At 68.9% G+C, this 13239-nt stretch carries 9 protein-coding genes; 1 reads left to right on the top strand and 8 read right to left on the bottom strand.

What is annotated here, in order from left to right; translation table 11 throughout:
• Positions 1-11: 11 nt before the first annotated feature.
• Positions 12-659 (bottom strand): alpha/beta hydrolase family protein, encoded by a 648-nt coding sequence (locus tag LOKHON_RS11525; RefSeq protein WP_017929299.1) that lies wholly within the window; start codon positions 657-659, stop codon positions 12-14.
• A 185-nt stretch (positions 660-844) separates the two neighbouring features.
• Between LOKHON_RS11525 and LOKHON_RS11530 the strand changes: the two genes are divergently transcribed.
• The gene (locus LOKHON_RS11530; protein WP_017929300.1) at positions 845-3343 is read left to right on the top strand and encodes a GcvT family protein; all 2499 of its coding nucleotides are present in this window, start codon (positions 845-847) and stop codon (positions 3341-3343) included.
• A gap of 161 nt (positions 3344-3504) precedes the next feature.
• On the opposite strand, the gene LOKHON_RS11535 is transcribed toward LOKHON_RS11530, so the two are convergent.
• From LOKHON_RS11535 to xdhA, 7 genes are read right to left on the bottom strand one after another with little or no spacing between them, the layout of a single operon-like run.
• The gene (locus tag LOKHON_RS11535; RefSeq protein ID WP_017929301.1) at positions 3505-4581 is read right to left on the bottom strand and encodes a BMP family ABC transporter substrate-binding protein; all 1077 of its coding nucleotides are present in this window, start codon (positions 4579-4581) and stop codon (positions 3505-3507) included.
• A 31-nt stretch (positions 4582-4612) separates the two neighbouring features.
• Positions 4613-5524: an ABC transporter permease gene (locus LOKHON_RS11540; protein WP_017929302.1), complete on the bottom strand. Its 912-nt coding sequence runs from the start codon at positions 5522-5524 to the stop codon at positions 4613-4615.
• Positions 5521-6603, bottom strand: a complete 1083-nt coding sequence (locus LOKHON_RS11545; protein ID WP_017929303.1) for an ABC transporter permease — start codon at positions 6601-6603, stop codon at positions 5521-5523. Before LOKHON_RS11545 ends, LOKHON_RS11540 begins: the two co-directional genes overlap by 4 nt.
• A 59-nt stretch (positions 6604-6662) precedes the next feature.
• Entirely contained in the window at positions 6663-8186 is a 1524-nt protein-coding gene (locus LOKHON_RS11550) for an ABC transporter ATP-binding protein (RefSeq protein ID WP_017929304.1), read from the bottom strand.
• The gene (gene xdhC / locus LOKHON_RS11555; protein WP_017929305.1) at positions 8183-9112 is read right to left on the bottom strand and encodes a xanthine dehydrogenase accessory protein XdhC; all 930 of its coding nucleotides are present in this window, start codon (positions 9110-9112) and stop codon (positions 8183-8185) included. The genes LOKHON_RS11550 and xdhC overlap by 4 nt, the downstream gene beginning before the upstream one ends.
• The gene (gene xdhB, locus LOKHON_RS11560) at positions 9109-11511 is read right to left on the bottom strand and encodes a xanthine dehydrogenase molybdopterin binding subunit (RefSeq protein ID WP_017929306.1); all 2403 of its coding nucleotides are present in this window, start codon (positions 11509-11511) and stop codon (positions 9109-9111) included. The genes xdhC and xdhB overlap by 4 nt, the downstream gene beginning before the upstream one ends.
• Complete coding sequence (gene xdhA, locus LOKHON_RS11565) at positions 11508-12992, bottom strand: xanthine dehydrogenase small subunit (protein ID WP_017929307.1); 1485 nt, start codon at positions 12990-12992, stop codon at positions 11508-11510. Before xdhA ends, xdhB begins: the two co-directional genes overlap by 4 nt.
• Positions 12993-13239: the final 247 nt, after the last annotated feature.

Consider the following 13239-nt stretch of genomic DNA (forward strand, 5'->3'; position numbering starts at 1 on the left):
ACAGGCCGCGCTCAGGCCGTGGGCGGCCAGCTTGCCGGAAATGTCGCAGGCAGGGGGCCTTGTTCGAGCAGATCGGCATAGCTGCCGATCGAGTGGCCCTCCTCGACCTCGCCCGCGGGCGGGCTGAGCCAATGGACGCTGCCGATATGACGAAAGCCGAAAAAGCGCGGCGGCAGGTGGCACAGCGTATCGTCGGTGCGGCAGATGTTGAGCACGAAGCCCTCCTTGGCGAAGGGTGCGGACCCCAGATGGGTGCGCGGGCTGCCGAAGGCGAGGCTCGGCACCCCGAGCGAAGCACCGACGATCTGCGCCGAGGCGCCGCCCAGCGAATGGCCGATGATGAAGGCGGGCTTCTGCGGCTTGGCAAAGGCAAAGACGATCCGCGCATGTTCGAGAAACCCCGCATGCCACAACGCGCCGCTGTCGCCGGCGGCCATGCGAAAGCCATGCGCGTCGGGCGCGCGGTCGTGGATGAAGTCGAAGTTGAACTCGAACCAGTCCGAGAATTCGTTGGTGCCCGCGATGTAGAGGATGCCGCGTTTGAGCATCGCCGCCTGCACGCCCTTGAGGTCGATGGTCTCGACCACGTCTGGCCCCGTGATCCCGCCGCCCATGGCTTCGATGATCCGCGCCGCCTCGGCGACGTCCAGCGTCTTCATGGCCTGTCTCCCCCGCGGTTGCCCTGCGCGCTGCTTCCATTGAGGCCGCAGCCCCCGTGCCTGTCCAGAGTTTCCCTGGCCCGGGGCCGGGCTTGTCGCATTCGGCGCGCGAGATGTCGCCGGGCTTCGCACCGTTTCGCGGATTCGCGCGATGGTGCGGACAGGCCAGCCGCGGAGACCGCCCGATGAAGACCCATGTGAAAGCCCTTGTCGTCGGCGGTGGCGCCGTCGGCACCTCGATCGCCTATCACCTCGCCAAGGCCGGGTGGCAGGACGTCATGCTGCTCGAGCGCGACGAACTGACCTCGGGCTCGACATGGCACGCCGCCGGTCTGCTGCCCTATTTCAACATGTCCTACGCCACCACATGGATCCACGACCACTCGATCAAGCTCTACAAGACGCTGGAGCAGGAGACCGGGCTCGACGCGGGCTTCTTCGTCGTCGGCAACCTGCGCATGGCGCAGTCCAAGGCGCGCATGGACGAATACATGCTCTACGCCTCGACCGCCGAGACGGTCGGCGTGCCGTTCGAATGGATGACGCCCGCGCAGATCAAGGAGCGCTGGCCGCTGGTGCGCACCGACGACCTCGAAGGCGCGATCTGCCATCCCACCGACGGCTACATCAACCCCGCCGACGTCACCATGGCGATGGCCAAGGGTGCGCGGCAGAGGGGCGTTTCGATCGAGCGCAAGTGGCAGGTCGACGGCTACGACTGGACCGGCTCGGAATGGCGGGTGACGGTGACCAAGATGGTCGAGAAGGGCGGCAACCTCGTCCCTTCGGACGAACAACAGGTCATCACCGCCGAGCATGTCGTCACCGCCACCGGCAACCACGCGCAGCGCACTGCGCGTCTGCTGGGCATCAAGATCCCCGCCATCCCGGTCGAACACCAGTTCATCGTCACCGAGCCCGACCCGGCGCTGGTCGAATGGCGCAAGACAAACGAGCAGCACCCCGTGCTGCGCGACGCCGATGCCAAGTGGTACGTGCGCGAAGAGCGCGGCGGATGGATCCTCGGGCCCTACGAGCGCAATGCCCCCGCGCGTTTCCCTTACGGCGTGCCCGACAGCTTCCGCGCCGACCTGTTCCCGCTCGATCTCGACCGGATCGAGGAGGAATACATGTCGATGATCCATCGGATTCCGTCGTCGGAGACGGTGGGGCTGAAGGACGATTTCAACGGGCCCATCTGCTACACGCCCGACGGCAACCCGCTGATCGGCCCCGCGCCCGGCCTGCGCAACATGTGGCTGGCCGAAGGTTTCTCCTTCGGCATCACCGCCGCCGGTGGCGCGGGGCATTACCTCGCGCAGATGATGGTCGAGGGCGAGGCCGAGATCGACATGGCGAGCCTCGACCCCAAGCGGTTCGGCGGTTGGATGACCACCGACTACGCCGTGGCCAAGAACGAGGAGGCCTACGAGCACGTCTATATCCTGCACCACCCCGACGAGGAGCGGCCGGCGGCGCGGCCCCTGCGCACCTCGCCCGCCTATGACCGGCAGAAGACGGCGGGCGCGCAGTTCGGGCAGGTCAATGGCTGGGAGCGGCCCAACTACTACGGCCCGGTCGATGCGCCGGAGGGCTTCGACCACGACGCCCGCTCGTTCCGGCGCGGCGGCTGGTGGGAATACGCCGCCGCCGAGGCAAAGGCGATCCGCGAAGGCGTCGGCCTGATCGACGCCACGGCCTTCGCCAAGCACGAGGTGAAGGGGCCGGGGGCCGCGGCCTTCCTCGACTGGTTCACCACCAACAAGCTGCCCAAGGTGGGGCGCATCAACCTCACCTACGCGCTGACCGATGCGGGCACCACGCGCACCGAATACACCATCGTGCGGCTGGCCGAGGACCGGTTCTACCTCGTCTCGGCAGGGGCGTGGAGCGCCTATGACGCCGACTACCTGCGCAAGGCGGTCGAGGACAAGGAAGGCGAGTTCGGCCGCATCGACGTGCAGGACGTCACGACCCAATGGGGCGTTCTCGCCATCGCGGGCCCGCGCTCGCGCGAGGTGCTGAACCGGCTGGTGCGCGACGCCGATCCGGCCACCGTGCTGTCGAACAAGCGGTTCCCGTGGCTGTCTTGCCGCGAGATCGAGCTGGGCATGGTGCCGGTCAGGGCGCTGCGCGTCGCCTATACCGGCGAGCTGGGCTGGGAGCTGCACCACCCCATCGAGATGCAGAACCACCTGTGGGACAAGCTGATGGAGGCGGGCGCGCCGTCGGGCATGAGGCTCGTCGGTGCGCGGGCGCAGAACTGGCTCAGGCAGGAGAAATCCTACCGCGCCTTCGGCACCGAGCTGGGCCGCGACGCCACCCCGCTGGAGGCCGGGCTCGACCGCTTCGTGGACCTGTCCAAGGAATTCCACGGCAAGGCGGCGATGGAAGCCATCGGCATCCGCTCGAAATGCGTGACGCTGCTGATCGACGGGCCGGGCGATGCCGATCCGTGGGGGCGCGAGGCGCTCTATGCGGGCGGCGAAAAGGTCGGGCGGCTGACCTCGGGCGGCTGGTCCGCGGCCTTCGGCAAATCCATCGGCATGGGCTATGTCCGCCCCGATCTCGCAACGCCGGGCACCAAGCTCAAGCTGCGGATGTTCCGCGAGCTGTGGGACGCGGAGGTGTGCGAGGACAGCCCCCATGACCCGAAAAACGCCACGATCCGGGTGGATGGGTGAAACGGCTCCTGGCGGCACGGGCCCTGCCGCCGGGATTTGCGTATTTGGGGAATGGTGAAACGGGGGGCGCGCCTCAAGGCCCTCGCGTGGCCGGTGTCGAGGCCTGAAACGGAAAGGCCCGCCAATGGCGGGCCTTTCGCATGTCGCGCGCGGGCAGGGGGTTATTGCGGGATGTCGCCCTTGATGCCCTCGACGTAGAAGTTCATGCCGAGCAGCGTGCCGTCATCGGCCGTTTCGCCCTCGGCCAGCCACGCGGAGCCGTCCTGCTTGTTGATCGGGCCGGTGAAGGGGTGGACCTCGCCCGCCGAGATCTTGTCCTTCAGCTCGAGCGCCGCCTGCTTGACGTCCTCGGGCACGGCATCGGTGATCTCGCCGATTTCGACCATGCCGCTGTCGATGCCGTCCCAGGTGTCCTCGGATTGCCACGAGCCGTCGATCACCGCGCCGACGCGGTCGACGTAATACTGGTTCCAGTTGTCGATGATCGAGCTGACGCGCGGCTTCGGCGCATAGTCGAGCATGTCGGAGGCCTGGCCGAAGGTGATGACGTCACCCGCCTCCTGCGCGGCGGCCTGCGGCGCGGTGGAATCGGTGTGCTGCAGGATCACGTCGGCGCCCGCGTCGATCAGCGCCTTGGCGGCCTCGGCCTCCTTGGCCGGATCGAACCAGGTGTAGGCCCAGACCACGCGGAACTCGACCTCGGGGTTGACCTTCTTGGCCTGGATATAGGCCGCGTTGATGCCGCGGATCACCTCGGGGATCGGGTAGGAACCGATATAGCCGATGACGTTGCTCTCGGTCATCTCGCCCGCGATCAGGCCCTGCACCGCGCGGCCTTCGTAGAAGCGGGCCGAGTAGGTGGAGACGTTGTCGGCGCGCTGGTAGCCGGTGGCGTGCTCGAACTTCACCTCGGGGAACTTCTGGGCGGTATTCATCACCGACTCCATGAAGCCGAAGGAGGTCGCGAAGATCAGCTCCGCGCCCTGAAGCGCCATCTGGGTCAGCACGCGCTCGGCGTCGGGGCCCTCGGGGACGCTCTCGACGAAGACGGTCTCGACCTGGTCGCCGTATTCGGCCTCGATCGCCTGGCGGCCCTGGTCGTGCTGGTAGGACCAGCCCAGGTCTCCGACCGGGCCGACATAGATGAAGCCCACCTTGGTCTTGTCGTCCTGCGCCATCGCGCCGGTGGCAAAGGCGGCTGCGGCGGTGGCGCCGAGAAGCACTGTCTTGAAGGTCATGTCATTGTCCCCTGTTGATGGTTCTTCCGCCTCAGCTGGAGGCGTGGAAGCTGCGGCCGAGCGAGCCGGGCGCACGGCCCGCCCGCAGGATGACGAGCACGAGGATGGTCGCGAGATAGGGCGCCATCTGAAGGTATTCGATCGGGATCTGCACGCCGCCCGCGGCCTGCAGCGCCAGCTGCAGCGCCGTGGCACCCCCGAACAGCCACGCGCCCAGCACCAGCCGACCGGGCCGCCAGCTGGCAAAGACCACGATGGCAAGCGCGATCCAGCCCGCGCCCGCGGTCATGCCTTCGGTCCATTGCGGCACGCGCACGAGGCTCAGATAGGCGCCGCCCAGGCCCGCGCAGGCGCCGCCGAAGGCGATCGCCATGAGCCGCACGCGCACCACCTTGTAGCCCAGCGCATGCGCGGCGTCGTGGTTCTCGCCCACGGCGCGCAACACCCGGCCCGCGCGCGAACGTTCGAGAAAGACCCAGACGCCCAGCACGATGGCGAGCGCGAGATAGACGATGATGTCGTGGCGGAACAGGATCGGGCCGAGCACCGGGATGTCGCGCAGGATCGGCAGGTAGACGTCGGGGACGGAAGGGCCCTTCACGCCGATATAGCCCTGGCCGAGAAGCGCCGAGAGGCCGAGGCCGAACAGGGTGAGCGCGAGGCCGGTGGCCACCTGGTTCGACAGGAAGAGCTGCGTCAGGATGCCGAAGATCATCGACAAAAGCGCGCCGCCCAGCGCCGCCCCCGCAAAGCCCAGCCATGGCGAGCCGGTCAGGGTCGCGACGATGAAGCCGCAGACCGCGCCGGTGATCATCATGCCCTCGACCCCGAGGTTGAGCACGCCCGCGCGCTCCACCACCAGCTCGCCGATCGCGGCGAGCAGGATCGGGGTGGCAACGACGATGATCGCGGAAAGCAGCAGGATCGGATCGATGTTGCTCATGCCGTGGCCCTCCGGCCGAAACGGAAGCTGAAATTGGTCATGAGGTCGATCGCCAGCAGGAAGAACAGCAGCATCCCCTGGAACATCTGGATCGCCGCGAGCGGCAGGTTCATCTGCAGCTGCGCCAGCTCGCCGCCGATGTAGGTCAGCGCCATCAACAGCCCCGCCAGCAGGATACCGATCGGGTTCAGCCGCCCGAGAAAGGCGACGATGATCGCGGTGAAGCCGTAGCCCACGTTGAAGTCGATGCTGAGCCGTCCGGCGGGCCCCGCGACCTCGAACATGCCCGCAAGCCCCGCCAGCCCGCCCGAGATGCCCATGCAGACGACGATCAGCCAGCCCGGATTGACCCCGCCGAAGACGGCGGCGCGCGGGCTTTGCCCCGCGAGGCGGACGCGGAAGCCGAGCTGATGGCGCGTCATCACCACCTGCCCGACGATCACCGCGATCAGCGCCAGCGCCACGCCCCAATGCATGCCGGTGCCGGGAATGAGATCGAGATTGGCGGCCGAAGGATATTGCGCGAGGTTGCGCGAGCCGGGAAAACCCATGCCTTCGGGGTTGCGCAGCAGCCCCAGCGACATCGAGGCGAGAAGCGCCTCGGCGACATAGACCAGCATCAGCGAGACCAGCACCTCGTTGGTGCCGAAGCGAACCTTGAGGAGCGCGGGGATCATCGCCCAGAGGATGCCGCCCAGAGCGCCCGCGACGATCATCGCCGGAAAGACGATCCAGCTTTCGGCGGGGTAGATGGCAAGCCCGGTGGCGGCGGCGAAGATCGCGCCGAGAATGTATTGCCCTTCGGCCCCGATGTTCCAGATCCCGGCCCGGAACCCGAGCGACAGGCCGATGGCGATGAGGATCAGCGGCCCGGCCTTCACCAGAAGCTGGGGCCGCGAATAGGAGGCGAAGTCGCCGAAGAGCGGGTCCCAGAAGATGGTGCGGATCGCCTCGACCGGATCCTTGCCCAGCATGGCGAACATCAGCCCGCCCGCCACCATGGTCAGCGCCACCGCCACGAAGGGCGTGGCCAGCGTCCAGGCGCGGGACGGCTCGGGGCGGCGTTCGAGCCGGATCACGTGGCGGTCTCCGGGGCGCGCGGCCCCTGTTTCATCACTCCGAAAATACGCAAGTTCCCTCAGCCTTCCCCATGCGCGGGCGTCATGTCATGCGCGCCGCCCAGCATCATTCCGATCTCGTCGATCCCGAGCCCCTCGGCCGGGCGCGGCGCGCTCAGGGCACCGCCATTGAGCGCGGCGAAGCGATCCGAGATCTCCATCAGCTCGTCGAGATCCTGACTGATCACGATCACCGCCGCCCCGGCTTCGGCGAGATCGAGGAGCGCCTGCCGGATCGTCGCGGCGGCGGCGGCGTCGACGCCCCAGGTCGGCTGGTTCACGACCAGCACCTCGGGACGCTGCATGATCTCGCGCCCGATGACGAATTTCTGCAGGTTTCCGCCCGACAGCGCGCGGGCCGCCGTGCCGGGGCCGGGGGTGCGCACGTCGAAGCGCTCGATCACCTTCTCGGCGAAACTTTTCGCCCGGCCCCAGCGCAGGAAGCCGTGCCGCACCAGATCCTCGCGCGGCCCGGCGGTCAAAAGCGCGTTCTCGGTCAGGCTCATGTCGGGGGCGGCGGCATGGCCCATCCGCTCCTCTGGCGCGCATAAGAGCCCCATGCAGCGCCGCGCGGTGACGCCGTCGCGCCCGATCTCGCGGCCCTTCATGCGGATCATGCCCTGTGCCACCGGCATTTCGCCCGACAGCGCCATGGCCAGCTCGTCCTGCCCGTTGCCCGCGACGCCGCCGATGCCGAGCACCTCGCCCGCGCGCAGCGTGAGGTCGATATCCTTGAGCGCGGTGCCGAAGGCGCGCGGGGCGGGGGCCGACAGGCCGGTGAGTTCGAGCACCACCTCGCCGGTATTGCCAAGGCTGCGCGAGGGCGTGGCCAGCGTTGCGCCGACCATCTGCTCGGCCATGTCGCGCGCGGCCGTCGTCTTGGGGTCGCATTTGCCGACGACCTTGCCATGGCGCAGGATCGTGGCGCGGTCGCAGATGGTGCGGATCTCTTCGAGCTTGTGGCTGATATAGAGGATCGAGACGCCTTCCTCGCGCAGCTTGCGCAGCGTCTCGAACAGGATGTCGACCTCTTGCGGCGTGAGTACCGAGGTCGGCTCGTCCATGATCAGAAGCCGCGGCTCCTGCAGCAGGCAGCGCACGATCTCGACCCGCTGGCGTTCGCCCGCCGAGAGATCGCCGACGATGCGATCGGGATCGAGCGGCAGGCCGTAGGAGTGCGACACCTCGCGGATCTGCCGGGCCAGCCGATTGAGGGCAGGCGGGTTTTCCATGCCGAGTGCGACGTTTTCGGCCACGCTCATCGCGTCGAAGAGCGAGAAATGCTGGAACACCATGGCGACGCCGGCGGCGCGGGCGGCGCGCGGCTCGGCCGGGGCAAAGGATTTTCCGTCGAGCCGCATGTGCCCGGCATCGGGCTGCACGAGGCCGTAGATCGTCTTGACCAGCGTGGATTTTCCGGCGCCGTTCTCGCCCAGGAGCGCGTGCACCTCGCCGCGGGCGATGTCGAAGGAGACCTCCGAATTGGCGACCACGCCGGGATAGGCCTTGGTCAGGCCGGACAGCTCCAGCAGCGGCGTCGTCATACGGCGCGGTCCCTCGTCATCTTTTCATTCCCGCCTTTCAGTAGCGCGCTCGCGACCCCGACGGCAATGGCCTGCGGATCGCGCCCGAGGGATGTGTCACCGATCGGACAGGCAATGCGTGAAATCAAGGCATTGGAATGGCCCAGCGCCGAAAGACGCGACCGGAAGCGGGCCCATTTCGTGGCCGAGCCGATCAGCCCGCAGCTGGCAAAGCCGTGGTGCAGCGCGGCGTGGCACAGCGCGAGGTCGAGATCGTGGTCGCGCGTCAGGATCAGGTGGTCGGCCTCAACCGGGGCGCGCCGCATCAGCGCTTCGGGCGCGGCGGCGGGGATCGCGGTGACATTGCCGGGGATGGCGTCGGGAAAACAGTCCGGCGAAAGGTCGATCCATGTGATCGCCCGGCCCGGCATCGGCGCCATGACCGAGACGATCGCCCGGCCCACATGGCCCGCGCCCCAGACCCAGAGCGGCCGGACTTCGGGCGGGGCGGCCTCGACGAGCCAGCCGTCGAGCAGCGCGGGCGCCGCGCCGGGCCGCATTTCGCGCAATCGGCGCGCCACCGTGGCGGGCATGTCGCCCGCCGGGCCCATCGGGCGGGCGCGGGGGACGGCGCCGGGCAGGGCGGCCTCGTCGAACCGCTCCCAGACCAGCGTCACCGCGCCGCCGCAGCATTGGCGGAGCGCGGGGCCGAGCGGCAGGCGGCGCTGCGCCGTGGCGCGACCCGCCGCGAGCATGTCGCGCGCGGCCGTCACCGCCTCGTGCTCCAGCGCGCCGCCACCGATGGTGCCGGACTGGCCGTCCTCCCAGACCAGCATCGCGGTGCCGGGATCGCGCGGCGCCGATCCGGCGGTCGCCGCCACCAGCACCCGGACCACCGCGCCATGGGCGGTGACGGCGGCCGTGAGGGCGGCGAGATCGAGGCTCATCCCTTGGCCCTCCGGCAGGCGGCCAGCACCCTTTCGGCGGTCGCGGGCGCGTCGAGCTTCGGGTAGGCCGCGCCGCAGGCGCTCGCCGCATGGCTCAGCGCAAGAAAGGCCGAGATGCCGAGCATGAAGGGCGGCTCGCCCACCGCCTTGGAGCGGTAGACCGTCTGCGCCGGGTTCGGCGCGTCCCACAGGTTCACGTGAAACAGGTCCGGCCGGTCCGAGCAGGCGGGGATCTTGTAGGTCGATGGCGCGTGGGTTTTCAGCGCGCCGGTGTCATCCCAGACCAGCTCCTCGGTGGTGAGCCAGCCCGCGCCCTGCACGTAGCCGCCTTCGACCTGGCCCTTGTCGAGTGCCGGGTTCAGCGACTGGCCCGCGTCGTGCAGGATATCGGTGCGCAGGATGCGGTTTTCCCCCGTCAGCGTGTCGAGCGCCACCTCGGTCACGGCGCAGCCATGGGCAAAGTAGAAGAAGGGCCGGCCCTGACCCTTGATGCGGTCCCATTTCAGGTCCGGCGTCTTGTAGAAGCCGGTGGCCGAAAGGCTGACACGGGATTCATAGGCGAGCTTCACCGCCTGATCGAAGCTCAAGCTTTCGCCGCCGACATGCACCTGATCGTCGGCAAAGCGCACCTCGGAGGCGCTGCACTGGTGCAGCCCCGCAAGGAACTCCGCGATCCGACCCCGGATCGTGTCGCAGGCGTTCTGCGCGGCCATGCCGTTGAGGTCCGAGCCGGATGAGGCGGCGGTGGCCGAGGTGTTGGGCACCTTGTGGGTGTCGGTCGCGGTGATCCGCACCCGCTCGGGCGAGACGCCGAAGCGCGAGGCCGCGACCTGCGCCACCTTGCGAAACAGCCCCTGTCCCATCTCGGTGCCGCCATGATTCAGGTGGATCGAGCCGTCCTGGTAGACATGCACCAAGGCGCCCGCCTGGTTGAGATGGGTGAGCGTGAAGGAGATGCCGAACTTCACCGGCGAAAAGGCGATGCCGCGCTTGATCACCGGGTTCTCGGCGTTCCACTGCGCGATGGCCTCACGCCGCGCGGCGTAGTCCGAGGTTTCCAGCAGCCGGTCGGTCATCTCGTGCAGGATGAAGTCGGTGACCTCCATGCCGTAGGGCGTGGTGTTGGAGCCCTTTTCCGGCTTGGCCTCGCCTTCGGGCAGCTGCGCCTGCGCGCCGCGCGAGGCGAGGTCGGTGTCGCCGTCCTTCGGCAGGGCGGGGGCCGGGTCGTCATGGTGCTGCGGCGCCTCGTTCAGCGCGCTCGCGGCCTGGTAGTAGTTGCGGCGGCGCAGCTCGACCGGGTCGAGGTTCAGCGCATGCGCCACCTCGTCCATCACCCGTTCGATGCCGAGCACGCCCTGCGGCCCGCCAAAGCCACGGAAGGCTGTGGCGGACTGGTGGTTGGTCTTGAGCCGGTGCGAGGTGATCCGCACCGCATCCAGCAAATAGGCGTTGTCGGCATGCAGCATCGCCCGGTCGGCCACCGGCAGCGACAGGTCCAACGACCAGCCGCAGCGGGTGTAATGGGTGAAGTCGACGCCGAGCACCCGGCCCGTGTCGTCATAGCCCACCTCGTAATCGACGCGGAAATCGTGCCGCTTGCCGGTGATGGTCATGTCGTCGTCGCGGTCATAGCGCATCCGGCAGGCGCGCCCGGTCTTCGAGGCGATGATGGCGCAGGCCACGGCAAGCGCGTTGCCCTGGCTTTCCTTGCCGCCGAAGCCGCCGCCCATGCGCCGGCACTCGACCTTCACCGCCGACATCGGCAGGCCGAGCGCGTCGGCCACCTTGTGCTGGATCTCGGTCGGGTGCTGGGTCGAGGAATGGATGGTGACCCCGTCCTCCTGCGGCTGCGCCGTCGCGGCCATGCCTTCGAGGTAGAAATGCTCCTGCCCGCCCATCTCGATCCGGCCCTTGAGCTTGCGCGGGGCGCTTGCAATGGCGGCCTCGGCATCGCCCTTGGTCCAGACGCGCGGCCCATCCTCGAAGCGCGAATTGGCAGCGAGCGCCTGCTCGACGGTGAGGATCGGCTCCTCTTCCTCGTATTCCACCTCGGCCAACCGCGCCGCCCTGCGCGCGGCGAGATGGCTGTCGGCGGCGACGACGAACAGCTGCTGGCCCATGTAATGCACCGTGCCGTCCGACAGCAGCGGCTCGTCATGCGCGCTGGGCGAACAATCGGCGGGGCGGTCGAGATCATCCGCCGTCAGCACCATGGCGACACCGGGGGCAGCGCGGACCTTGGACAGATCCATCGACACCACGCGCCCGCGCGCGATGCGCGACAGGCCGAAGGCGAGATGCAGCGCGTTGGCGGGCGCCGGGATGTCGTCGATATAGCGCGCCTGGCCGGTGACGTGCAGCACCGCGCTGTCATGGGGCAGGGGGTTTCCGACGCTCATGCCCGCACCTCCAGCACGCTGGTTCGCTGGCCCGCGACATCGGCGAACCAGCGCCGCGCGAGACCCTGCGCCGCCTCGAGCCGGTAGGCGGCGGAGGCGCGCATGTCCGACAGCGGGGTGAAGTCCTGCGCCAGCGCAGGCAGCGCCGCCTCGACGCTCTCCATGGACCACGGCTTGCCGGTCAGCGCCGCCTCGAAGGCGGCGGCGCGCTTGGGCGTGGCGGCCATGCCGCCGAAGCCGGTGCGGATGGCGGTGACGGTGCCGTCCTCGATCGTGGCGTCAAAGGCGGCGCAGACGGCGGAGATGTCCTGATCGAAGCGCTTGGAAATCTTGTAGACGCGGAACGCCTCGCGGCTCTCCGGCAGGCTCACCGCCTCGACGAATTCGCCGGGTTGCCGGTCCTGCTTGCCGTAGTCGATGAAGAAATCCTCGAGCGGCAGCTCGCGGCGGTCGTCGCCGCGCCGCAGGTGGATCGTGGCGCCCAGCGCGATCAGCGCGGGGGCGTTGTCGCCGATGGGCGAGCCGTTGGCGAGGCTGCCGCCGATCGTGGCGGCATTGCGCACCTGCACCGAGCCGTAGCGGCGCACCATCTCGGCATAGGAGGGGTAGGGCGCGGCCAGCGTCTCGAGCACGCGGGTCATGGTGACACCGGCGCCGAAGCGGATGCGGCCTTTTTCGCGGGTGATCGTCTTGAGATCTTCGCAGCGGTTGAGGAAGGCCGTTTCGGGCAGGGCGCGCAGCCCCTTGGTGACCCACAGCCCGACATCGGTGGCCCCGGCGATCAGCGTCGCCTCCGGATGGTCGAGATACCACGCGGCCAGTTCGTCGGCGCTCTCGGGGATGAAGCCCGGCGCCTCGGTCTGCACCGCGTCCGTGCCTTGGCCCGCCTCGGGCTCGTAGGGGGCGCGGCCGCCCGCCGGGCCGCTGGCGGCATCGGCGCTGCGGGCCGCATTGCCCGCCGACTGCGCAGGCGCGAGCGACTTCAGCTTTTCGCGGTCGCTTTCGATCCATGCGGGCAGCGGTGTGCTCTCGGCGGCCTCGGCGGCGCGGATGATCGGCGCGTAGCCGGTGCAGCGGCACAGGTTGCCCGCGAGCTGATCGTCATGATCGGTGCGGCCCTGCGCATGCGCGGCGGCCATCGCCATCACGAAGCCTGGCGTGCAGAAACCGCACTGGCTTCCATGGTGGTCCACCATCGCCTGCTGCACCGGGTGCAGCGCGCCCGCCTCGGCCAGCCCTTCGACGGTGCGCACGGCGCGGCCCGCGAGTTGCGGCAGGAACAGGATGCAGGCGTTGAGCGCGCGCAAGCCGCCCTCGGGGTCGGTCACGATCACGGTACAGGCGCCGCAATCGCCCTCGTTGCAGCCCTCCTTGGTGCCGGTCAGGCCGCGTTGTTCACGAAGGTAATCGAGCAGGCTGCGCGTCGGCGCCCCGCCTGCGCGTACCGTCTCTCCGTTGAGAAGAAACGAGATCTCGGTCATCACGATAGATCCGCCGCCTTACCATGTGCCTTGGAGCGATCGCTCCCGGTCGATGCGGCGTAGACCGGGACACCCTCATGTCAAAGGACATGAAACCCGATGCGGGGCGCGCTTGGCAAGCCTCTCGTGTCTGCCCTGACGGAACGCCCGGCCTGTGCGCGACCTTGCCATCACAACTTACGGACTGACCGGGGGGCAGCGGCGGCGCCCGCTTCCCGCGACCGGCCCGCCGGGATAGAACCGCTCC

Source organism: Limimaricola hongkongensis DSM 17492 (genome assembly GCF_000600975.2).
In the GTDB taxonomy this organism is placed as follows: domain Bacteria; phylum Pseudomonadota; class Alphaproteobacteria; order Rhodobacterales; family Rhodobacteraceae; genus Limimaricola; species Limimaricola hongkongensis.